This is a genomic window from Streptomyces sp. NPDC050997, assembly GCF_040660135.1.
Lineage (GTDB): Bacteria > Actinomycetota > Actinomycetes > Streptomycetales > Streptomycetaceae > Streptomyces.
In genome coordinates this window covers 32,876-53,748 of record NZ_JBFAGK010000001.1, presented here as the reverse complement: position 1 = coordinate 53,748, position 20,873 = coordinate 32,876, and the positions used below count along the sequence as shown (strand labels likewise).

Annotated in this window: 19 protein-coding genes and 6 pseudogenes; 17 read left to right on the top strand and 8 right to left on the bottom strand. The window is 68.9% G+C overall.

The window, feature by feature from the left end:
• Window positions 1-75: 75 nt before the first annotated feature.
• Window positions 76-912, top strand: a pseudogene (locus AB0H86_RS00250) (transposase); the annotation flags it as partial.
• 227 nt (window positions 913-1,139) lie between these two features.
• Here the strand turns inward: AB0H86_RS00250 and AB0H86_RS00245 are convergent.
• Complete coding sequence (locus AB0H86_RS00245; RefSeq protein ID WP_362431010.1) at window positions 1,140-1,307, bottom strand: hypothetical protein; 168 nt, start codon at window positions 1,305-1,307, stop codon at window positions 1,140-1,142.
• A gap of 56 nt (window positions 1,308-1,363) precedes the next feature.
• Here AB0H86_RS00245 and AB0H86_RS00240 point away from each other — a divergent pair.
• Window positions 1,364-1,652 (top strand): annotated as a pseudogene (locus AB0H86_RS00240) (hypothetical protein); the annotation flags it as partial.
• Here the strand turns inward: AB0H86_RS00240 and AB0H86_RS00235 are convergent.
• On the bottom strand, window positions 1,593-1,787 hold the full coding sequence (locus tag AB0H86_RS00235; RefSeq protein WP_362432269.1) for a hypothetical protein: 195 nt from the start codon (window positions 1,785-1,787) through the stop codon (window positions 1,593-1,595). The pseudogene AB0H86_RS00240 and the gene AB0H86_RS00235 sit on opposite strands and share 60 nt — an antisense overlap.
• 60 nt (window positions 1,788-1,847) lie before the next feature.
• On the opposite strand from AB0H86_RS00235, the gene AB0H86_RS00230 reads away from it, so the two are divergent.
• Genes AB0H86_RS00230 through AB0H86_RS00215 form a run of 4 tightly spaced genes read left to right on the top strand, consistent with a single transcriptional unit; the run spans window position 1,848 to window position 5,451 of the window.
• Window positions 1,848-2,843, top strand: a complete 996-nt coding sequence (locus tag AB0H86_RS00230; RefSeq protein WP_362431007.1) for a branched-chain amino acid ABC transporter permease — start codon at window positions 1,848-1,850, stop codon at window positions 2,841-2,843.
• 10 nt (window positions 2,844-2,853) lie between these two features.
• Window positions 2,854-3,846 carry a branched-chain amino acid ABC transporter permease gene (locus AB0H86_RS00225; protein WP_362431004.1) on the top strand — a complete coding sequence of 331 codons (993 nt, stop codon included), beginning with the start codon at window positions 2,854-2,856 and terminating at the stop codon, window positions 3,844-3,846.
• Window positions 3,836-4,708 (top strand): ABC transporter ATP-binding protein, encoded by an 873-nt coding sequence (locus tag AB0H86_RS00220; protein ID WP_362431001.1) that lies wholly within the window; start codon window positions 3,836-3,838, stop codon window positions 4,706-4,708. Before AB0H86_RS00225 ends, AB0H86_RS00220 begins: the two co-directional genes overlap by 11 nt.
• 2 nt (window positions 4,709-4,710) lie before the next feature.
• Window positions 4,711-5,451, top strand: a complete 741-nt coding sequence (locus tag AB0H86_RS00215) for an ABC transporter ATP-binding protein (protein ID WP_362430999.1) — start codon at window positions 4,711-4,713, stop codon at window positions 5,449-5,451.
• 25 nt (window positions 5,452-5,476) lie between these two features.
• Here AB0H86_RS00215 and AB0H86_RS00210 read toward each other — a convergent pair whose 3' ends face one another.
• Window positions 5,477-6,721 (bottom strand): ABC transporter substrate-binding protein, encoded by a 1,245-nt coding sequence (locus tag AB0H86_RS00210; protein WP_362430996.1) that lies wholly within the window; start codon window positions 6,719-6,721, stop codon window positions 5,477-5,479.
• A gap of 242 nt (window positions 6,722-6,963) precedes the next feature.
• Here AB0H86_RS00210 and AB0H86_RS00205 point away from each other — a divergent pair.
• Window positions 6,964-7,205, top strand: a pseudogene (locus tag AB0H86_RS00205) (GNAT family N-acetyltransferase); the annotation flags it as partial.
• A gap of 96 nt (window positions 7,206-7,301) precedes the next feature.
• Window positions 7,302-7,433 (top strand): annotated as a pseudogene (locus tag AB0H86_RS00200) (pyridoxal-5'-phosphate-dependent protein subunit beta); the annotation flags it as partial.
• Window positions 7,434-7,482: 49 nt separating this feature from the next.
• On the opposite strand, the pseudogene AB0H86_RS00195 reads toward AB0H86_RS00200, so the two are convergent.
• Window positions 7,483-7,731: pseudogene (locus tag AB0H86_RS00195) on the bottom strand (transposase); the annotation flags it as partial.
• A 488-nt stretch (window positions 7,732-8,219) separates the two neighbouring features.
• Here AB0H86_RS00195 and AB0H86_RS00190 point away from each other — a divergent pair.
• A complete protein-coding gene (locus tag AB0H86_RS00190) occupies window positions 8,220-8,468 on the top strand; it encodes a hypothetical protein (protein WP_362430993.1) in 249 nt (82 codons plus the stop codon).
• Between the two features lie 721 nt (window positions 8,469-9,189).
• Here the strand turns inward: AB0H86_RS00190 and AB0H86_RS00185 are convergent.
• Entirely contained in the window at window positions 9,190-10,233 is a 1,044-nt protein-coding gene (locus AB0H86_RS00185; RefSeq protein WP_362430991.1) for a TerC family protein, read from the bottom strand.
• A 175-nt stretch (window positions 10,234-10,408) separates the two neighbouring features.
• A complete protein-coding gene (locus AB0H86_RS00180) occupies window positions 10,409-10,849 on the bottom strand; it encodes a phosphohydrolase (RefSeq protein ID WP_362430989.1) in 441 nt (146 codons plus the stop codon).
• A 162-nt stretch (window positions 10,850-11,011) separates the two neighbouring features.
• Between AB0H86_RS00180 and AB0H86_RS00175 the strand changes: the two genes are divergently transcribed.
• The 4 genes from AB0H86_RS00175 to AB0H86_RS00160 all read left to right on the top strand — a co-directional run bounded on the left by AB0H86_RS00175 (window position 11,012) and on the right by AB0H86_RS00160 (window position 15,399).
• Window positions 11,012-12,199: a hypothetical protein gene (locus AB0H86_RS00175; RefSeq protein ID WP_362430986.1), complete on the top strand. Its 1,188-nt coding sequence runs from the start codon at window positions 11,012-11,014 to the stop codon at window positions 12,197-12,199.
• A gap of 366 nt (window positions 12,200-12,565) precedes the next feature.
• Window positions 12,566-13,864, top strand: a complete 1,299-nt coding sequence (gene pcaC / locus AB0H86_RS00170) for a 4-carboxymuconolactone decarboxylase (RefSeq protein WP_362430984.1) — start codon at window positions 12,566-12,568, stop codon at window positions 13,862-13,864.
• Between the two features lie 43 nt (window positions 13,865-13,907).
• Window positions 13,908-14,543: an MBL fold metallo-hydrolase gene (locus AB0H86_RS00165; protein WP_362430982.1), complete on the top strand. Its 636-nt coding sequence runs from the start codon at window positions 13,908-13,910 to the stop codon at window positions 14,541-14,543.
• Window positions 14,544-14,619: 76 nt separating this feature from the next.
• Entirely contained in the window at window positions 14,620-15,399 is a 780-nt protein-coding gene (locus AB0H86_RS00160; protein WP_362430979.1) for an exodeoxyribonuclease III, read from the top strand.
• Here the strand turns inward: AB0H86_RS00160 and AB0H86_RS00155 are convergent.
• The gene (locus AB0H86_RS00155; protein ID WP_362432209.1) at window positions 15,324-17,093 is read right to left on the bottom strand and encodes an SGNH/GDSL hydrolase family protein; all 1,770 of its coding nucleotides are present in this window, start codon (window positions 17,091-17,093) and stop codon (window positions 15,324-15,326) included. The two genes, AB0H86_RS00160 and AB0H86_RS00155, sit on opposite strands and share 76 nt — an antisense overlap.
• Before the next feature lie 174 nt (window positions 17,094-17,267).
• On the opposite strand from AB0H86_RS00155, the gene AB0H86_RS00150 reads away from it, so the two are divergent.
• From AB0H86_RS00150 to AB0H86_RS00135, 4 genes and pseudogenes are all read left to right on the top strand, one after another.
• Entirely contained in the window at window positions 17,268-17,414 is a 147-nt protein-coding gene (locus AB0H86_RS00150; RefSeq protein ID WP_362430977.1) for a hypothetical protein, read from the top strand.
• Window positions 17,411-17,818, top strand: coding sequence for a DUF6278 family protein (locus AB0H86_RS00145; protein ID WP_362430975.1), 408 nt, complete (start codon window positions 17,411-17,413; stop codon window positions 17,816-17,818). Before AB0H86_RS00150 ends, AB0H86_RS00145 begins: the two co-directional genes overlap by 4 nt.
• A gap of 125 nt (window positions 17,819-17,943) precedes the next feature.
• The gene (locus AB0H86_RS00140; protein ID WP_362430973.1) at window positions 17,944-18,687 is read left to right on the top strand and encodes an amino acid ABC transporter ATP-binding protein; all 744 of its coding nucleotides are present in this window, start codon (window positions 17,944-17,946) and stop codon (window positions 18,685-18,687) included.
• A gap of 283 nt (window positions 18,688-18,970) precedes the next feature.
• Window positions 18,971-19,192 (top strand): annotated as a pseudogene (locus AB0H86_RS00135) (amino acid ABC transporter permease); the annotation flags it as partial.
• 48 nt (window positions 19,193-19,240) lie between these two features.
• On the opposite strand, the gene AB0H86_RS00130 reads toward AB0H86_RS00135, so the two are convergent.
• Window positions 19,241-20,809, bottom strand: a complete 1,569-nt coding sequence (locus AB0H86_RS00130) for a CocE/NonD family hydrolase (protein WP_362430971.1) — start codon at window positions 20,807-20,809, stop codon at window positions 19,241-19,243.
• Between the last annotated feature and the right edge of the window lie 64 nt (window positions 20,810-20,873).

Below are 20,873 nucleotides of genomic sequence, written 5' to 3'. Positions count from 1 at the left end.
CCGGGACAGTGGAGGCGGCCGTTCTCCACGCTTCGAGATGTCGAGTAACGAAGCACGAGAGAACGGCCGCTGCCCATGAGTCTCCCCGTCGACACGTCCGCAGGTGGCGCGTTGGGTGCCTTGTCCCGCTTTCGGGTTGAGTTCCACGATTGCCTCTACGCCCGGACGGACGCGCTCTTCGAGCTCACCGACGCGGTGCTGTGCGCGCACGGCCCGGTGAAGACCCTGGTCGAGCTGTCGCTGGCGATCGAGCACCGGCGCGGTCACGGCGCCTTGTACGCCGCGCTGGACCGGGGCTGGCTGGAGCCGACCAGGTTGCGCCGCGCCCTGGCCTCGCTGCCACCGCCGAAGGCCGCCGACGGCAGAGTCGTGCTGGCCGTGGACGTGAGCAACTGGCTCCGCCCCGACGCTCCGACCAGCGAGGACCGGTTGTTCTGCCACGTCTAGGGACGCGGTGACTGCACGACGGACCAGTTCGTGCCCGGCTGGCCGTACTCCTTCGTCGCCGCGCTGGAGTCCGGCCGCACCTCCTGGGTCGCGCTGCTGGGCGCCGTGGGCCTGGGCCCCGAGGACGACGCGACCGCCGTGACCGCCGCCCAACTGCGCGACGTCGTCGAGCGGTTGACGCAGGCTGGGCACTGGAAGCCGGGCGATCCGGAGATCCTGATCGTCATGGACGCCGGCTACGACGTCACCAACCTCTCCCACGTCCTGGCCGACCTGCCCGTCGTACTGCTCGGGCGGCTGCGCTCGGACCGCGTCATGCTCCGCGACCCGGGCCCCGCACGCTCCGGGCCAAAGGGCGGGCGGCCCCGCCGGCACGGCGGTGTCCTCACCTTCGCCAAGCCCGACACCTGGCACCAGCCCGACGTCACCACCACGACGGACACCACCCGCTACGGCACGGCACAGACGATGGGCCCCCAGCACCCGCCCCGAACCAACGCCCGGGGCGAGGTAGCTGGGGAACCGTTTCAGGATCTCAGTCACACACAGGCAGCCTCGGTGCCCGCTCGCACTGACCCGGCCGATTCGCCAACAGTGTCGCTTGCTTTGGCGGGGGTCCTGGATAGACGGGGACCTGATACGACGACGACGCTCCACCGGCTTGCTGCGGCGGGGCGTCGTCGTGCAGTTGGTCATGACGGATCGGGGTTTGCACTGGAGGCTCCGTTGTACTCCGGCTTGCCGCTCTCAAGTACGCGGAGGAGCGAGGCGGTGACGACGCGGGCGGTGCGGCCTATCGGTAACACGCGGCATGGGAATTCTCCGCGGCGAACGAGGTCGTAGCTCTTCGATCTCGACAAGCCGAACGCCTGGGCGGCGTCCTCGACGCTCGCCGTCCCACTGCGATGCTGCCGACATGATCCCTTGGAACCTGCTGGACATCGACAAAGCTCTGCGCGCCAGTTGGGCCGCCGACACCTGTTCTCCGGACGACCTCGCTCGTGCTGGCTGGCAGCCCGGCAACCCAGCGTGGGGCCACTGTGACATCACGGCTCTGATCGTGAACGACATCTTTCGGTGGCGACCTCTTGGCCGGGGAGGTCCACTACAGCGGACAACAGCATGGATTTCACTGGCGGAATCGACTACCCAGCGGTGTGGAGCTCGACCTGACGCGCGAGCAGTTCCAGGATGGCCAGACTGTCCCAGCCGAGGTGCCGGAGCACCCGGAAGAGCACGCTGTCGTCGCCGTAGGCACTCGCACCGCGCCGCCCCCATCCCGCATCCCCCGCGTCCCATGAGGCACCCACCCGTGGGCCGGTGCCGGCTACCCGTGTCACCGCCCCCACCTGCACCTACACTGATCCCATTAGGGATGTCAGTGACATAACGGAAACGCCATGCGCTATCAGCGGATGCTCGTACCGGCCCTCGCCCTGGTCCTCGTCATGGTGCTCGCGATCTCCGCTCGGGCCCAGGGTGAGGAAGTCCCGCGCGGCCCCACGTTCGCCGCGCGCGCTCTCCAGGCGCTGATCGACGGAATTCAGTTCGGGGTGATCATCGCGATCACATCGGTCGGGCTGTCGCTGATCTTCGGAACCATCCACCTGATCAACTTCGCGCACGGCGAGTTCGTCACGATCGGTGCCACCTTCGCGTTCTTCCTCAACGCATCCGCGGCTGGTCCGGGCTGGCACCTGATTCCCGCCGCGCTCGCCGCGGTGGTCTTCGGGGCCCTGCTGGGCGGGGCGGTCGAGTGCGGCATCTGGCGCCCGCTGCGGGCTCGGGGCACCGGGCTGATCAACATGTTCATCGTCACCATCGGGCTCTCGCTGCTGCTGCGCCACGTCGTACTCGTGCTGTACGGAACCCGTCCCGCCTCCTACGCGCAGTACGACATCCAGAGCGCGATCGACCTGGGACCGGCCGGCATCACCCCGCGGGACCTCACGGTCACCCTGCTCGCCGTGCTGGTGCTGCTCGGCGTCGCCGCACTCCTGCAGAAGACGCGGATCGGCACTGCCGTCCGGGCCGTCTCCGCCAACCGTGACCTGGCGGAGGCATCGGGCATCGACGTGCAGCGGGTGGTGCTGTTCGTGTGGATGCTCGGCGGCGGACTGGCGGCGCTCGGCGGGGTCTTCTTCGGCCTGGTCGAGATCGTCACCTGGGACATGGGCTTCAAGCTCCTGCTGCTCATGTTCGCCGGGGTCATCCTGGGAGGGCTCGGCTCCGCCTACGGTGCCATGGTGGGCAGCCTCGTCATCGGCGTCGTCGCCCAGATGTCCACTCTCTGGTTCCCGGTCGACTTGCAGTACGCGTGGGCGCTGCTCGTCCTCATCGTCGTTCTCCTCGTCCGGCCGCAGGGCATCCTCGGCCGGCCCGAACGCGTCGGGTGAGGGGTGCGCCATGGACTTCTCCGCCATCCTCTCCGACGCCTTGCGCTCGGGAATCGGCCCCATCGCCGCTGTCTACGCGCTCGCCGCGATGGGGCTGAACCTGCACTTCGGCTACACGGGACTCCTTAACTTCGGCCAGGTCGGCTTCATGCTGGTGGGCGGCTACGGGCTCGCCATCACGGTGTCGACGTACAACGGGCCGATGTGGCTCGGCGTCCTGGGCGGAATCGCCTGCGCGATCGTGCTGGCCCTGCTCCTCGGCCTGCCCACGCTGCGGCTGCGCGCCGACTACCTCGCGATCACCACGATCGCCGCGGGCGAGGCGCTACGGCTGTTCTACCGCTCCAGCTGGGCCGAGCCGGTCACCGGTGGGGTGTTCGGGCTCCAGAGGTTCGCGAACGACTTCTACGCACTCAATCCCATCGAGCCCGGCACCTACGGCGGCTGGCTCGTGAGATTCAGTTCCCGCGACCTCTGGGTGATGATCGTCGGATGGGCGCTGGTGCTCGTGGTCGGAATTCTGCTAGCTCTGCTGATCCACAGCCCGTGGGGCCGTGTCATCCGGTCGATCCGTGAGGACGAGGTCGCCGCGCGCAGCCTCGGCAAGAACGTCTACGCGTACAAGATGCAGAGCCTCGTGCTCGGCGGCGTCATCGGGGCGGTCGCGGGCATGATGCAGGCGATCCAGGTGCAGTCCGTGAACCCGGACAACTACGACCCGGGCGTCACGTTCTTCCTGTACACACTGCTCGTCCTCGGCGGTGCCGGGCGGATCCTCGGGCCGGTCGTCGGCTCGATCCTGTTCTGGTTCGTCCTCAGCTTCCTCGACAGCGCCCTTCGCCAGGCCATCGATGCCGAGTACATCTCGCCGGACCTCATCAGTACCTCCGAGGTCGGCGCAGTGCGCTTCGCCCTGGTCGGGGTCGCCCTGATCCTGCTGGTCGCGTTCAGGCCGCAGGGAATTCTCGGCAGCCGGAAGGAGATGCTCCTCAGTGGCCGCTGACCCAGTCGTATCCCGTACGGGCCGGCTCTCCGCGATCGACCCCGAGCCGGGGGTGCGCAAGCCCGATCCCCTGCTGGTCCTGGACCAGGTGACCCGTACCTTCGGCGGCCTGGTCGCGGTGCAGGTCGAGCACCTGGAGGTGCAGCGCGGGGCCATCACGGCGCTCATCGGGCCGAACGGCGCCGGCAAGACCACGTTGTTCAATGTGGTGAGCGGGTTCGACCGGGCCGACGGCGGCCGGTGGTCGTTCGACGGACAGCCGCTCACCGGCTCCCCGGCGCACCGGGTGGCGCGGCGGGGACTGGTCCGTACGTTCCAGCTCACCAGGACGCTCGCCCGGCTCACCGTGCTGGAGAACCTGCTGCTCGCCGCGCCCGGGCAACGCGGCGAGCGGGTGTTGCCCGCGCTGCTGCGCCCGCTGTGGCGCGGGCAGGAGCGGGAGTTCGAGCGCCGGTCCGAGGAACTGCTGGACCGCTTCCGGCTCGGTCCGCTGCGCGACGACCATGCCGGCACGCTCTCCGGCGGTCAGCGCAAACTGCTGGAACTGGCCCGCGCGCTGATGGCCCGGCCGGTCATGCTCCTGCTCGACGAGCCGATGGCCGGGGTCAACCCCGCGCTGACCCAGTCGCTGCTCGGACACATCACGCAGCTTCGCGACGAGGGGCTGACGGTGTGCTTCGTCGAGCACGACATGGACGTGGTGATGGGCATCAGCGACTGGGTGGCGGTCATGGCCGACGGCCGCCTGGTGGCCGAGGGCCCACCGCACACGATCGGCCGGAACGCCGCCGTCGTCGACGCCTACCTGGGCAAACGGCACGACGAGCCGGAAGCTGCAGAGAAGAAGGGCGAGGAGGAGTAGCCATGTCCGCCGAGGAACAGGCACCGGTGCTGGCGGCCGACGACATCGTCGCCGGTTACGTCCCCGGTGTCGACGTGCTGCGCGGATGCAGCATCGAGGTACGGCCGGGCGAGGTGGTCGGCGTGATCGGTCCCAACGGTGCCGGCAAGTCGACGCTGGTCAAGGCCGTCTTCGGGCTGCTGCGAGTGCGCGGCGGGACCGTGCGGCTGTGCGGCGAGGACGTGACAGGCCGACCCGCGCACGAGCTGGTCCGGCGGGGGGTGGGCTACGTACCGCAGCTACAGAACGTGTTCCCCACGCTGACCGTCGAGGAGAACCTGCGGATGGGGGTCTATCTGCGGCCCAGGGACCACGCGCGGCGGGTCGCGGCGGTCGAGGAGCTCTTCCCCGTGCTGGCCGACCGCCGCAGGCAGAAGGCCGGCGCGATGTCCGGCGGCGAACGCCAGATGCTCGCGATGGCCCGCGCGCTGATGATGGAGCCGCAGCTGCTGCTGCTCGACGAGCCGTCGGCCGGCCTGTCACCGCTCCATCAGGACCACGTCTTCGACCGGTGCAGAATGATCAACAGCGCGGGCGTCGCCGTACTCATGGTCGAGCAGAACGCCCGCAGATGCCTACAGCTCTGCGACCGCGGCTACGTCCTCGACCAGGGCCGCAACGCGTACACCGGCACGGGTACGGCCCTGCTGCACGACGAGAAGGTGATCGACCTCTACCTCGGCACGCTCGCCCGCGTCCGTTGACTCCCGCTGTCTGTCCTCCCGGTCACTACTGGGCCGTGCTGGTCTCGGTACGCAGGGTCTCCAGCTGTCCCTGGTCGTTGTAGCCGTACACCTCGATCGACGCCTGGCCGGGTTCGCCCTTGTCGGTGAAGTCGAGCGGACCGCTCACACCGTCGTAGTCGATGTCCGTGCCGTCGGCGAGCAGCTCCTTGCAGGCGGCGAACGAGTTGCACCTCTCGCCGTCCTTGGTGATCCCGTTCATCTCCTTCACGTACTCGCCCGGGTCGTCGGACTCCGCCTTCTCGGCGGCGAGCGCGATCGTCGTCACACAGTCGAACACCTGTGGTGCGAACTGGAGCTCCTTCAGATCCGGCGCGAACTTCTTGAGGTCCTTCACGTACTGCTTGTTCGACGCCGATGCCGGCGCGGTCCCCTTCATCCCGGAGAGCCTCTCGGGCTGGCCCGGGGCGACCAGCGAGGGCAGTTCCTCGCTGCGCAGTCCGTCGGCGCCGTAGATGCCGATCTGGTCGGGCCCGAGTCCGGCCTCGATCATGCCTTGCAGGATCTGGGTGCCTTCCTCGAAGGCGATCACCACGGCGGCGTCCGGCCTGGAGTTCTCCACCTTCTGGACGACCTGGTCGAAGTTGGTCGACTCCGGGTCGTAGGTCTCGGCGAGCGTCACCGTCGCGCCGCGTTCCTCCAGCGTCTTCTGGGTGGCCTCCATCAGGCCGCGCCCGTAGTCGTCCGCCCGTGCGACCAGGGCCACCCGCTCGTGGCCGTCATCGCGGACGACATCCGCCAGGATGGGCCCCTGCAAGGCGTCGCTCGGGACGGTACGGAAGTAGAAGCCGTCGTCCTCGTAGTCGGTGAAGGTGGGAGCGGTGTTCGACCCCGAACACTGCACGACGCCCGCTCCGGTCACCCGGTCGATGAACGCCAGCGACATGCCGGACGCCGCGGCGCCGACGATCGCGTCCACGCCTGCCGCGAGGACCCGGTCCGCCGATTGCGCGGCAACGGCCTCCTGGCCGGCCTCGTCACTGGAGACCACAGCCGGCACGGACTTGCCCAGGACCCCTCCGGCGTCGTTGATCTCCTGTATCGCGAACTTCAACGACTCGATCTGGGGTGGGCCGAGGTACGCCAGCTGTCCCGTCTCCGGCAGGACGTAGCCGAACTGGAGTTCACCATCGCCCGGCTCGGCCTGGGCGGTGCCCGTCGTACCGCAGACGGCTATCACAAGAGCAGCGGTACTTGCGAAGATCGCGGACCGCCGTATCGATGCTTTCATCTCCGCCTCCGCTCGTTACGGCGGCGGTGGTCGACTGGCCGGCCATCCGCCCGCCATCTGTACATGAGCGTAGAACTCATTCAGAGTCCGGAAAAGCACAAAACATACACATTTTCGATTGGTCGCGCTCGCCTCGGCCCCGTCCATCACTCACCGTGACCAAAACGTCGGGATTGCCTACGGGTGGAAGCCCGCCCCGCCCTCGACGCGGACGTCCACGTTCCGGCCTCTTGGCACGGTGCGAGGCCCACCGCGCCTTTGTGGCCGTCGGCGCTGACGAGCATGGAGGCCGGGTCCTCGGGTTCTACTCGCTCGTCCTCGCTCCACCGGAGCCCGACCTGCTGTTCGTTGCCGACGAAGCGCAAGGACGGGGTATTGGACGGCTGCTCGTGGCGCACATGCAGTCCGAGCAATTGCCGCCGGGCTCGACCGTGTCAAGGTCGTGTCGCATCTTCCCGCCGAAAACTTCTACCACCGCGTCGGTGTCGACGGTCTCGTATTTCCCCATGCGGAACTCCTCGTAATTGGCCATGGGGACGGCGGAGTCGGCGTCGTCGTGGCCCTGGGGAGAACGGGGGCGCTGGTCGGGCAGAAGGCGGACTTCATCCCCGGCATCCGCACCCTCGACGAAGTGCAGGAGGTCGGCATCTTCGACCCGGCCACGTATGAAGTCCTGGAGGCGGTGAGTGCCGACGAGGCCATCGACGGCATGCTCTTGTAGCCGGCGTCGGCCAGACCAGGGCGAGGCGGTGGTGCGCGTCTCTTACCTGCGCAAGCAGCACCCGGGCAGCGGCGCGGTCGCCGGTGTCCGCGGCGGTGACCATCATCCCCAGCAGCAGGCCGAGCGTATCGACGACGACGTGCCGCTTGCGCCCGTTGACCAGCTTGCCGCCGTCGAACCCACGGCTGTCCAAGCCGACGACGGCGTCCGCCTTGACGGACTGCGAGTCGATCACCCCGGCCGTCGGTTCCGCATCCCGCCCCAGCTCTTCGCGGACCGTTGCCCGGAGCCGGTCGTGGAACTACCTTGACCAGGGCGCGGTCGCGCCAGCGGCGGAAGAACGCGTACACCCGGTCCCACCGCGGGAAGTCGGCCGGCATCGCCCGCCTTATGTGGAATCGAGCCGGGCTAGTAGTGCGGCCGATTGCCGAGGAAGCAGCCGTCCCAGAGCGGGAGCGTGTGTGCGGAACTCGCCCGCGATGAACGGGTGTTGTCCGAGATCGACACCGCTGCCGGGATGGAGGCATGACGTGGCGGGGATCAGCGACGAGACCCGACGGGACAACGAGGCGGCCATTCGGCACGTCATGGAGCGGCTCCTTGCCGGTGAAGTTCCCGAGGGCGGCAAGCGCGACATCAAGACCCTCGCGGCGCAGGCCGGGGTCGCCCGCACCGGCTTCTATCCCAAGAAGAATCGCGACGGCGCGCCGCGGCCCGGCCCCTACCAGCACCTGGCGGAGGAGTTCGAGCGCCGACTCCGAGCTTCGGGAAACGGGCGTGATTCCGGACCCGCGGGCTGCACAGATCGAGCGCCTCAAAGAACAGGTATCCGGGCTGAAGCAGCGCCTCGCCGCGCGTGACGAGCAGATCGGCGGTCTCACCGACTTCAGGGAGCGGGCACTGTCGCAGATCGCCGCCCAGCGGATGGAGATCGAGCGGCTTCGCGGTGCCTTGGCCGCGCCGTCGAATGTCCGGGCTCTGCCGAACAGTTCAAGAGCGAGTGCGCCGTACGGATCACGTAGCTGACTGCCCGCTCCAGTGCCGGTGGCTACCCCGTGCAAGGGTAAGGCGAGGTACTGCGGCGCTTGCGAGAGCCGCAGTACCCGGACTGCGGACCACGCTGATTGCCCTCGTCGCAGGGTGTGAACTCGCCGAACACGAAGCCCCCGACGCGGCCACCCCCGGCTGCCTCACCTGGCGGGTCCGGATGGCCACGACCGACCACGAGTGGGTCCTGAAGACACGACCCCGTTCGCAGACCAGCGGCATCGGCTCATCGCCGACACCGACGCCGTCGTCCTGCTCACCGTTCGCCTCAGCTGAGCGCATGAGAGGGACCAAGACCCGTCAACACGGTGGAACCGTGCCGCGTGGACGAGGGGTCCTCGCATGCGGCCGACACGGCGGGTGCTCGACGCCAGTTGCCGACCCGCATCGAGTGCGCTCCCACCACCGGGCCAGGCTGGCAGTCCATCGCCGCGCGATTTCGCTACCGGGCCGGAGAGTGCTTGCGCCTGGGGTCCAACCGAAAATCGATACAGTCGTGGTTTTGACATGCACCCGGGCCCCACACGGGAACGAATACGCCGAGGGTCTTGTGGCGGTGGACTGTGACCGGCACGGATTGCTTGCAGGCCGGACACATGTACGCTTCGGCCTTGCGCTTCCTTTTGACCATATCTTTACGATATGTCCGTACTGGTGCGCGGGGGAAGTGCCCCGCCTCCTTGCCATGCGTGCGGGCGGGTTAAGTGTCCCGACCTGGTGGACCGGTTGGGGGCTCAGGGTCATCCACCGCAGGTGACGGGCTGGGGTGCTCGGTGGTCGCGGAGGCGTCTCTCTGGTCCACAACGCCTGTCGGGGCGGGCCTCCTGAGGCTGAGCACCACGGAACCTGTCAGGACGATGACGATGACTGCGAGGCTGATCTGTGAGGGGATTTCCGGGATGCCGGGGCTGATCATCTTGTGGGATGCCTGAAAAATGAGCTTGACGCCGATGAAGGCGAGGATGATCGCCAGGCCCTTGTTCAGGTAGTGGAAGCGGTCCAGGAGGCCGGCGAGCATGAAGTAGAGGGCCCGCAGGCCGAGGATGGCGAACGCGTTGCTGGTGTAGACGATGAAGGCGTCGTCGCTGACTGCGAGGACGGCCGGGACACTGTCGACGGCGAAGATCAGGTCGGCGGCCTCGATCGCGGCGACCACTGCGAGCAGCGGGGTCGCCATGCGTTTGCCGGCTTCTTTGACGAAGAACTTTGCCCCGGCGTACTCGTTCCGCACCGGGATGATCTTTCGGAGCATCCGTACGGCGAAGCTCTTGCCCGGGTCGAAGCTCTCCTGCTCGTCCTTGAGGAGTTTGTAGGTGCTGTAGAAGAGGACCGCCGCGAAGGCGAACAGCACCGCTGTGAAGCGGCTGACCACGGCCACGCCGAGGGAGAGGAAGATCCCGCGGAAGACGAGCGCGCCGATGACGCCGAAGAACAGCACGCGGTGCTGGTAGGCGCGGGGCACCTTGAAGTACGCGAAGATCACGGCGAAGACGAAGAGGTTGTCGACCGACAGGCTCTTCTCCAGCAGCCAGGCTGTCGTGTACTCGGTGCCCGCCGTCGTGCCGAGGACGAGGAAGACGACCGCGCCGAAGATCAGTGCGAGGCTCACCCACAGGCCGCTCCAGGCGGCTGCCTCCTTGATGCGGATGACGTGCGCGGTGCGGTGGGACAGCAGGTCTACCGCCAGCGACACGACCACCGTCGCGGCGAACGCCCCCCACAGCCAGAGCGGGACCTCAAGCACGCCGAACACCCTCACTATGGCCCGCGCGAATACGCCAGCCCTATACAGGAGTGTCCGGCATTGCGCCCCAGGGGGCATGCGGAGCAGGTGAGGACGACCGAACTCCATGCGGAAGCAGATCGCCCACTACCTGGACGGGATGTTCCCTCACGTCGACTGAGTACCGTGCCCTCCCTTACCGCTCTGCCAAGATCAGCCGGGCTTCGACTCTGTGTACAGCAGCTCGGAGATCCTCATCGGCTCGGCGGATGAATCGGCCGACGATGCTGTCGCAGTCGTACCGAGTGAGGATCTCCGCCAGCCGGGCATCCACGGTGGTGGGGGTGCCGTCCGGGGTGGTGGTCATATCGCAGTACACGAGAGCATCCACCAGCTCGGCGTGGTCGAGGATCGGGAACTCGGCCTCCAGCTCTTCGCGCAGCCCGCGCTCCTCCGCCTCCAGCAGCGCGTACGAGTGGTTGGCGATCAGCCGTACCAGGCGCTCGTCCGCGGCCGAACGGTCGCGCAGGTAGCGGGCGCCGTCCAGCGGATGGAACCCCGTCGTGGCGAGCGACGGCGTGTAGCCGATGTCGTGCCTCGAATTGAAGAACGACTTGTGGATCACGGGCCACACCAACGCTCGCCCACAGCACCGCACCCGGATCGGCCACTGGGTCCTCGACGGCTGGATTCCCAGAGACCCCTTACCGGTGGTCCTCGCCTACACCCTCACCCGCCTCTGCGGGCTCTCCCAAGCTCTGACGCCCGCTGGGTATGGACCCAAACGCGGCATCCCACCGTGGCCCTGACCATCCCGCGTCGCCTGCCGCGACGCCCGACGAAGCAGGTGATCCCCACGAAGCGACGCACCGCCCTCGCGCTGATCGGCGGCACGGCTCTGACTCCGCTCATGACCCCTGGCCCCGCGAGCGCCGCCACTGCGCGCGCCTACGCCCAGCATGCGACGCTCACGGAACTCGGCCCTTCCGATATCGCGGAACTCGAGGCGGCCGTCGATGGCTTAGGCACCCTGTACTCCTCCCAGCCGCCGCACGAATTGTGGCCGACGGCCGCACGCATGAGGCACCGCGTCTTCACGTTCCAGCACGAGCGCCGGCACACCCTGCGCGAGGCCCGCGAACTCGCCCGCCACGCCGGCATGCTCTCGGTGATCCTTGCCTGGGTCACACACGACCTCGGCGAAGGTGACCTGGTCCAGGCTTACTGCGACGACGCCTGGGCGCAGGGTGAGCAGGCCGACCTCCCCGAGGTCGGTGCCTGGGCCGAAGACGTCCGCAGCACCCACGCTCTCTACGACAGCCGTCCCTTGGATGCGCTGCTCGCGGCAACCCGTGGCCTGGCCGTCGCTCCCCGGGACGGCAACGCCGCTGTACGCCTGTCCGCTCAAGTCGCCCGCGCCCATGCCCGGCTCGGCAACCACCACGAATTCGAACGAGCCGCCGTACGCGCCCGTGATTACCAAGCGCAGCTGCCGCTCCACGGCACCGGGCTGTTCGGCGTCGACGCGGTGCGCATCACTTCCTATGACGCCTCTTCGTACGGCTGGCTCAGCCACGCCAACCGTGCACGCGCAGCTGCCGAAGAAGCCATCGGCCACTACCGCAGCTTCCCTCGCCCTCTCCAAGCCCAGGAGAGGCTCGCTCTGGGGGAGGCGTACACGGTGTCCGGCTACGTGCTGGTTCACGAGGCGGGCGATGCCTTCACGATCAAGCAACTTTGCCGACGCGCGTACCCGCTTATGGAGCTTCTCGGGCTCCGTCGCGTCAGGCTCTACGACGCACGCTCGTCGTGCTTCACCTTCCTGGCCAACAACGGTGTCCCGGATCACATCCTCGCGCGATGGGCCGGGCACACAAACATCAAGACGACCAAGCGGTGGTACGTCAAGCCGGATGTAGAGGATCTTCGCGAAGCTGCCACCACTTGGGATGGCCTGCACGGGGTTGCCGAGGAGGGGCAAGCGTGAGCCACGCGGACTACCAGCCGAGCCGAGCGAGGACAGATCTTGTTCACCGTGTGGTGTTCAAGCTGCTGTTGGGCGGGACTCTGGAAGGTTTCCAGGTGAGTCACGCCGAGCCTCGTACGTGCCACCACACTCGATGCTGCAACCCGAACCGCCCGGGGGCCGTGACCAAGGGGCAGAGCCTTGCTCGTAGCGACTGAGGGACGGCACGCGCCCGGAGGACCTACTGTCGACACGGCCGCGAGTGCACGCCGGAGAACATGTACCTGGACTCTCGTCGGCAGGTCTTGGCAGCGCCGGAGCGGGGCAAGGCCCGCTAAGTCCACCCCGGCGATGTGACATCTCGTGACAGATGAGAGGGTCAGGCGAGTGAGTGAGACACCGAAGAGCGCCCTGCAATACCGCTTTGACGGGCCAGAAGACGCCCCGGTCCTGATCCTCGGTCCCTCACTGGGTACCACTTGGCACATGTGGGACCGCCAGGTTCCCGAGCTGACGAAGCAGTGGCGTGTCTTCCGGTTCGACCTGCCGGGGCACGGGGGCGCGCCCGCGTACCCGGCGGGCGCCGTGAGTGACCTCACCGTGCGGCTGCTCGCCACCCTCGACGGCCTCGGCGTGCACCGCTTCGGCTACGCGGGCTGCGCGCTCGGCGGCGCGGTCGGTATCGAGCTGGCCCTGCGCCATCCCGAGCGCCTCGCCTCGCTCGCGCTGATCGCGGCCTCGCCCCGCTTCGGCACGGCCGACGAGTTCCGCCAGCGCGGGGTGATCGTACGGACGAACGGGCTCGACCCGATCGCCCGGATGTCCCCCGACCGCTGGTTCACCGGCGGGTTCGCCGCGGCGCAGCCCGCGATCACCGAGTGGGCCGTGCAGATGGTGCGCACCACGGACCCCGGCTGTTACATCGCCGCCTGCGAGGCGCTCGCGTCGTTCGACGTGCGGGGCGAGCTCGCGCGCGTGGGCGTGCCCACCCTGGTCCTCGTCGGTTCGGACGACCAGGTCACCGGCCCCGCCGAGGCCCGGACCCTGGTCGCGGGCATCCCGGACGCCCGGCTCGCCGTCGTCCCCGGCGCCTCCCACCTGGTGCCGGTCGAGCAGCCCGCCGCCGTCACCGACCTCCTGGTGAGACACTTCTCCACCGCCTGGCAGCCCGTCTTCGACTCCACCACCGGTATGACGGCGATCCAGGCGTCCCCGGTCAAGCCGGTCCTGGCCGCCGCGCCGCCGCAGCCCGCACCGATCGCCGAGATCGCCTCGGCCGTCGTGGACCCCCATGCCGTGGGTCGCCCCGACCAGTACGAGGCCGGTCTGAAGGTGCGCCGCGAGGTGCTCGGTGACGCGCACGTGGACCGGGCTCTGGCGCAGGCCGACGAGTTCTCCGGGGATTTCCAGGAGTTCATCACCCGCTACGCCTGGGGCGAGATCTGGGACCGACCCGGTCTGGACCGGCGTTCGCGCAGCTGCGTCACCCTCACCGCCCTGGTCGCGGGCGGACACCTCGACGAACTCGCCTTCCACACCCGCGCCGCCCTGCGCAACGGCCTCACCCCGGTCGAGATCAAGGAGGTGCTGATGCACGCGGCCGTCTACTGTGGCGTTCCGGCGGCGAACAGCGCCTTCAAGGTGGCCCAGCAGGTCATCCGCGAGGAGACGACCCCCACCGAGTGAGCCCTGCCCCGAGTCCGGGGCGGGCCGGGGCAGGATGGAACCCATGAAGCTCACGAAGAAGTCGCACGCCTGCGTCCGTCTCGAAAAGGACGGCCGGACACTCGTTCTCGACCCCGGCGGATTCAGCGAGCAGGACGCCGCGGTCGGCGCCGACGCCATCCTCATCACGCACGAGCACCCCGACCACTTCGACGAGGGACGACTGCGGGCCGCCCTGGAGGCCAATCCGGCCGCCGAGATCTGGACCCTCCGGTCGGTCGCCGAGAAGATCTCCGCCGCCTTCCCCGGCCGCGTCCACACCGTCGGCCACGGCGACACCTTCACCGCGGCCGGCTTCGAGGTCCAGGTCCACGGCGAGCTGCACGCGGTCATCCACCCGGACCTCCCACGCATCACCAACGTCGGCTATCTCCTCGACGCCGGGAAGGTCTTCCACCCCGGAGACGCGCTCACCGTCCCCGACCACGCCGTCGAGACGCTGATGCTCCCGGTCATGGCCCCCTGGAGCAAGATCTCCGAGGTCATCGACTACGTCCGCGAGGTCGAGCCACAGCGCGCCTACGACATCCACGACGCCCTGCTCACGGACCTCGCCCGCCCGATCTACGACAACCAGATCGGCGCCCTCGGCGGCACCGAACACCTGCGGCTGGCACCGGGCGCCTCGACGGACGTGTGACGGTCCCGGGCGGCCTGGGCAGCCCGGTCGGCTGGGGCGGGCCGCGTTGTCAGACCCGCCCGGTAGGTTGTGGGACATGCGCATCGCGACCTGGAACGTGAACTCGATCACCGCCCGCCTGCCGAGGCTGCTGGCCTGGCTGGAGAGCAGCGGCACCGACGTGCTGTGCCTCCAGGAGGCCAAGGTCGCCGAGGCGCAGTTCCCGCTCGACCAACTGCGCGAGCTGGGCTACGAGGCGGCGGTGCACGCCACCGGCCGGTGGAACGGCGTGGCGGTGATCTCCCGCGTCGGCATCGAGGACGTGGTCAAGGGCCTGCCCGGCGACCCCGGCTACGACGGCGCGACCGAGCCCCGGTCCATCTCCGCGACCTGCGGACCGGTCCGCGTCTGGTCGGTATATGTGCCGAACGGCCGCGAGGTGGACCACCCGCACTACGCCTACAAGCTCCAGTGGTTCGAGGCACTGAAGGCGGCCGTCGCGGGCGACGCGGCGGGCAGCCGGCCCTTCGCCGTCCTGGGCGACTACAACGTGGCCCCGACGGACGACGACGTCCATGACGTGGCCGCTTTCGAGGGCCTCACCCATGTCACCGCGGCCGAGCGGGCCGCCCTGGCCTCCCTGCGCGAGGCGGGCCTGTCCGATGTCGTCCCGCGCCCCCTGAAGTACGAGCACCCCTTCACGTACTGGGACTACCGCCAGCTCTGCTTCCCCAAGAACCGAGGAATGCGCATCGACCTGGTGTACGGCAACGAGCCGTTCGCCGAGGCCGTGAAGGACGCCTACGTCGACCGCGAGGAGCGCAAGGGCAAGGGCGCCTCCGACCATGCGCCGGTCGTGGTCGACCTCGACGTGTAGTCCGACAGCATCCGCAGGTCCACCGACTCCGCGAGCGCGGCCAACCCCGCGTCCGACGGGTGCAGATGGTCCCCGCTGTCGTACGCGGTCAGCATCCGGGTGGGCGAGGCCGGGTCGCGGACCACACAGTCGAAGTCCAGCACGCCGTCGAACACCCTGGTGTCCCGGATCCAGGCGTTGACCGCGATCCGCTCGGCGTCCACCGCGGCCGTGCACCGCGGGTGGCCCGCGCACGGCAGGATCGTGGCGGCCAGCGTCCGCAGACCACGGACGCGGCCGCGGACGGCGAGCTCCCGCAAGCCCTTGATCACCTGCGGGGCCGAGGCGCCGCCCAGCACATCGTTCACGCCCTCGAACAGCACCGCCGTACGCGCCGACGTCTGTGCGAGGACATCGCGGTCGAACCGGTTCAGGGCGCTCACCCCGGCCGAGTCCGTGGAGACCCCGTCCCCGGGATAGCGGTCGGTCACCACACGGTTTCCTGAGATCCCCTGGTTCAGCACCCCATAGCGGGGGACCACACTCTGCCGCAGCAGCCGGGTGGCCAGCGCATTCGGCCACCGCCGGTTCGCGTCCACCGTGGACTTGTCCCCATCGGTGATCGAGTCCCCGAGCAGCACCACGGCCCCCGGCCCGCCGCCCACGTCCACCCCGGTCAGCAGGGGCCAGTTCGTCAGCGTCGAGGTGTACGCGGTGGCGGAACCGTCCGCCGTGTGGTCGCCCGCACCGCTCACGTACGACCGCTGCGCCGCGAGCCGGTGCACGGGCGCCGCCGTCACCGTCCCGGGCAGATGGAAGCTCACCAGCAGATTGGCGTCCGCCGGTACCGCGAAGGCCAGCGGATCGCTGAACGACTGTGCCCCGGCCGGGATCTCGACACCCGCCGCGCCCCCGAAGGCCAGCCGCACCGGCACACCCCGCGCCGTCGCACCCGAGGCCTGCACCGCCACCGTGGCGCCCCCGATCCGCACCGGCGTCGCCGCGAAGGTGTTGTCGAACCGCAGCCGCACCCGCGTCCCGCCCACCGAGGTGTGCACGACCAGTCGCAGCGTCCGGTCCGTCCACGGGCCGACCGCCGGGTAGCCGGAGGTCCCGGTCGCCCAACTCCCGGTCCACTGCGGTGTGGTGGCCCGTACCGACATCGCGAACACATGCAGACCGGTCGCGTACGGCAGGTGCACCGAGACCACCTCGCGCCCCGCGACCAGCGGCACGGCCACGACGTACAGCCTTGCCCTCTCGGTGAGTTGGCCGTCGGGTGTGTTGACGTGCGGCAGTGCCACCGCCTTGGCGCCGAGTGGTCCCCGACGCCAGTCGGAGGCGGTCAGCCGGTACAGGGAGAGGGTGCCGTCCGCGTACTCGACCGTACCCAGGCCGCCGGCCTCGGCGCCGCCGGTGCCCGCCACCAGAAAGGCGAGCGCGTCGCCGTGGCCGTCCAGGCGGACGTCCTGCCCGGCGGCCCGCACGTTGTCCGGTGCGCCCGGCCGCCACCGCGGCCAGGTCAGCCGCGCGCCCAGCACGGTGAGGGTCCGGCCCGGCGTCCAGCCCGCGGCCATGAGGTCCTGGGCCGACAGGGAGGCGCCGAGGCCGTCGAAGTCCGCCTGGCAGGGCCGGGCGTCGTCACTGACCGCCGTGGTGTCGAACAGCTCCTCCAGCGGAAGCGGCCCCACCGCGGCCGTTGGGGCGACCGACACCGAGCTCGTCGGCACGAGGGCCGCACACAGGGCGAGAACGGTCACCCACCACCGGATGCTTCGGCGCACAGCCGCTTCCTTGGCTTCACGAGCGAACAGAGCGAACAGAGCGAACAGAGGGGAAGGAGTGAGGAACAGAGGGGAAGGAGTGACGCAGAGGGACAGAGGTGTCTGATGGAACAAAAGACCTATAGCGAAGCTAAAGAGGCAGCGGGTACGCGTCAACGAGCCATGCGCGAAGTCGTGGTGAAGTCGACCGGAATCGACGGCCCGCGCGCCTGTGGTGCGCACGGCAGGGTGAATGACACGCTGGGCATATGAAGATCCCTTTTCTGGGCAACCGGCACGTGAAACCCGGCGCCCGCGACCCCGAGGGCATCGCCGAACTCCTCGCCGAGTGTGAGCTGCTGCGCTCCCAGGCGTCCCGGGAGGGCGTCCAACTCGACGACACCGCGGCCTCGTTGGAGGCTCTGGATCAGTTGGTGCCGCGCTGGCGGGACGACGAGGAGGTCCTGCCGTGGCTCGGTAACGACGCCGGGCTCTATCTCGGCACGGTCATCGTGCGGACCGTTCCGGGTGCCGCCTGGGACCTGCGGCCGGACGGCCAGCCCGTGATCCGGCTCGCCTCCGGGCGCGAGTTCGACGTCGTCGACTCCGGTCACGAGTGGGCGTCGAGCGGGGCGCCCGAGCTCTCCCAGCTGTACGCCGAAGTCGCGGAAGCGTGAATCCCTGGCCATAGCTTGACGTAAATACGGCTAATGCCCGAAAAGTGCGTGTCGTGCATTAACGCTGATCTTGCCCCGATAAGTTGCGGCACCTACGACACAGCTGAGAGTGGGTAGGGCTGGGCATGGCCGTCGATCCGTTGATCGAACTGCGTGACGTCAACAAGTACTACGGGGAGCTGCATGTCCTGCAGGACATCAATCTCACCGTCGGCAAGGGGGAGGTGGTCGTTGTCATCGGCCCTTCGGGCTCGGGGAAGTCGACGCTGTGCAGGACGGTCAACCGGCTGGAGACCATTCACTCCGGAACCATCACGCTCGAAGGGCAGCCGCTGCCGGAGGAGGGCAAGGCCCTCGCCCGGCTCCGCGCCGAGGTCGGCATGGTGTTCCAGTCCTTCAACCTGTTCGCCCACAAGACGATCCTGCAGAACATCTCGCTGGCCCAGGTCAAGGTCCGCAAACGCAAGCGGGAGCAGGCCGACCGGCGCTCCCGGGAACTCCTCGACCGCATCGGCCTCGCCGACCAGGCGGACAAGTACCCGGCGCAGCTCTCCGGCGGTCAGCAGCAGCGTGCGGCCATCGCCCGCGCCCTCGCCGTGGAGCCCAAGGCGCTGCTGTTCGACGAACCGACCTCGGCGCTCGACCCGGAGATGATCAACGAGGTCCTGGAGGTCATGCAGCAACTCGCCCGGGACGGCATGACCATGATCGTCGTCACCCATGAGATGGGCTTCGCCCGCGGAGCCGCGGATCACGTCGCGTTCATGGCCGACGGCCGCATCGTCGAGCAGCGCACCCCAGAGGAGTTCTTCACCGACCCGCACAGCGAGCGGGCCAAGGACTTCCTCTCCAAGATCCTCAAGCACTGAGCGGGGGAGGGCGAACCGTGCTCCGTACCACCCGTACGCCCCGCGCGCCGGCGCCGCCCGGCATCGACCGATCCCGGGCCGGCTGATGAACATACTGACAGACGACTCCGCCGCCGACTCCACCCCCCGCGGTGCCGACTTCCTCCGCCCCGTCGAACCGACCGTCCACGCCTCGCTGTCGGCGCTCGCGCCGGGCTTCCTGACGGCGTCGTACTTCCGCCCTGCGTTAATCCGCCCGGCGTTCCTCGCCCCCTTCGCCCACGGGGAGTTCCCCGACATCGATCGGCCCGTCGCGTCGAACCTCGACTACGATGTGCCGTTCATCCCGGTGGTGTCGGTGATCTCGCCGATCCGCGCCGGGATGTGCGCGCTGCTCTCCCGGTTCGCCGGCCGGGTGTCCTGGCGGGAGCGGCGTGGTCCCAAGACCGAGGCCGCGAAGGTCAGTGCGGCCGGACCAGGTTCGCTGCTGCCGGGTGGGGGTCCCCCCACGGCCCCGAAACCGTAGGGGGGTGGCAGCTCACAGAGCCCATACTCGCCCGGCGGCAGCCGGAGATCACTGCTCGCGCAGCGGGATCGACACGTACGACGGGTCGTTCGCCGGCGAGGAGAAGGTCAGCTGCGCGCCGGACGGGTTGTGCTCGATGTAGAGCGGGTCGACCGTGTCGACCACCAGGGCCAGCCGGTGCCCTGCCGGGACGTCGTAGGCCGTGGAGAACAGCTCCAGGTCGACGTCGAACGGATTCCCGGGCGTTCGCCCGTGGAATGTGTACGGCGCGTTGCTGACCAGCTTGCCGAGGCCGAGCGGCCCCACGTCGTAGAGGTACGCGACGAGGGTGCCGCTCTCCTTGGTAGGAGTGAGAGTGGTGTGCAACTTAGCTGTTCCGCGCACTTGTTGGGCGCTCGCGTACTTCTCCGACTGCCATACGGCGGCCCAGCGGCGGGGGAGCAGGGGGATCGAGGCGATCGGGGGCACCCGGGCCACCTGGTCGAGGATGCTGGACAGGAAGAGCACCCCGCCGTCCGCGCCCGAGTCGATGTTCGTGTGAATCGTGGTCGTGCCCGCGAGGGCGATCTTCTTCCGCGTCTCGCCGACCGACTTCCAGTCCGGGTAGCCCTCGTAGTCGTCCGTGGAGCGGGACTTGAGCCGTACGGGCTGCTCGCGGTCGACGCCGTTGTCCGCGCCCTTGAGGTAGTGGTCGAACCAGCGCCCGGTGTCGGTCCAGACGTCGTTGGGCAGCCCGAACAGGCCGGTGATCTCGGCGGTGGCGTGGTCGCCGGGGCGCAGCTCCAGTCTCTTCGGGCCGGTCAGCTTCTCGTAGAAGTCCGCGTACTGGTTGGGCGAGAAGATCGTGTCGCCCCAGGCGTTGGCCATCATGACCGCGGTGTCGTTCTCGTTCAGCTGATCGACATAGGTCACAGCGGAACGTTTCTTCCCCCAGGCCACGAGCTCGGGTTCCTTGTCCAGGTTCGAGGCGTAGAAGTCGTCGAAGATCTGCCGGAGTTCGGCGCTCTGGCGGCCGGTGACCAGGCTCGCGCCGTCCAGGAGGCCGGCCGCCTGGATGTGTTGGGTGCGGCCGGAGTAGATCGAGCCGACCAGGTCGGCCCAGCCGCTGAGGGCCGCGACCGCCTTGACGCGCTTGTCGTGCGCGGCGGCCAGCAGACTGATGCCGGCGCCGTACGAGACGCCCGCCATGCCGACCTTCCCCGCGTCGGCCGGGGTGTTGGCGAGCGCCCAGTCGATGACCTTGGACGCGTCCGCCACGTCGGGCGGGCCTCCCACTTCTATCTCGCCGCCAGACTGCCAGAAGCCGCGCACGTTGTAACTGAGCACGATGTAACCGGAGTTCGCGAGTTGCTGGGCCTGGGCGAGATACTCGACCTGGGGCAGACCCCAGCTCGTGGGGAGTACGAGCAGCGGGTAGCGGCGGGTGCCGTCGGCGTCGGCGGGCGTGATGACGTTGGCCTTGAGGACCGTGCCGCCGTCCCCGGCGATGTCGACGAATCGGATGCCGGTCGCGGCCTGGGCGCCGGGGGCGAGCCCGAGGGCACTGCCGGCGATCAGCGTCGCCGAGACGGCACCCATGGCGGTCGTGCGCAGGGCCTTGCGATGGCGGTGTCCCACGGGCCACTCCCTCATCCGGTCACTCGTGTCAGTGCTAAGTGACCCGACGGTAACCTCGCTCTCT

Excerpts from the sequence above, each read along its gene's own strand:
- AB0H86_RS00230 (WP_362431007.1), top strand. The coding sequence starts at position 1,848 with ATGCGCTATCAGCGGATGCTCGTACCGGCCCTCGCCCTGGTCCTCGTC.
- AB0H86_RS00225 (WP_362431004.1), top strand. The coding sequence starts at position 2,854 with ATGGACTTCTCCGCCATCCTCTCCGACGCCTTGCGCTCGGGAATCGGC.
- AB0H86_RS00215 (WP_362430999.1), top strand. The coding sequence starts at position 4,711 with ATGTCCGCCGAGGAACAGGCACCGGTGCTGGCGGCCGACGACATCGTC.
- AB0H86_RS00210 (WP_362430996.1), bottom strand. The coding sequence starts at position 6,721 with ATGAAAGCATCGATACGGCGGTCCGCGATCTTCGCAAGTACCGCTGCT.
- AB0H86_RS00165 (WP_362430982.1), top strand. The coding sequence starts at position 13,908 with ATGAAGCTCACGAAGAAGTCGCACGCCTGCGTCCGTCTCGAAAAGGAC.
- AB0H86_RS00160 (WP_362430979.1), top strand. The coding sequence starts at position 14,620 with ATGCGCATCGCGACCTGGAACGTGAACTCGATCACCGCCCGCCTGCCG.
- AB0H86_RS00150 (WP_362430977.1), top strand. The coding sequence starts at position 17,268 with ATGGAACAAAAGACCTATAGCGAAGCTAAAGAGGCAGCGGGTACGCGT.
- AB0H86_RS00145 (WP_362430975.1), top strand. The coding sequence starts at position 17,411 with ATGAAGATCCCTTTTCTGGGCAACCGGCACGTGAAACCCGGCGCCCGC.
- AB0H86_RS00140 (WP_362430973.1), top strand. The coding sequence starts at position 17,944 with ATGGCCGTCGATCCGTTGATCGAACTGCGTGACGTCAACAAGTACTAC.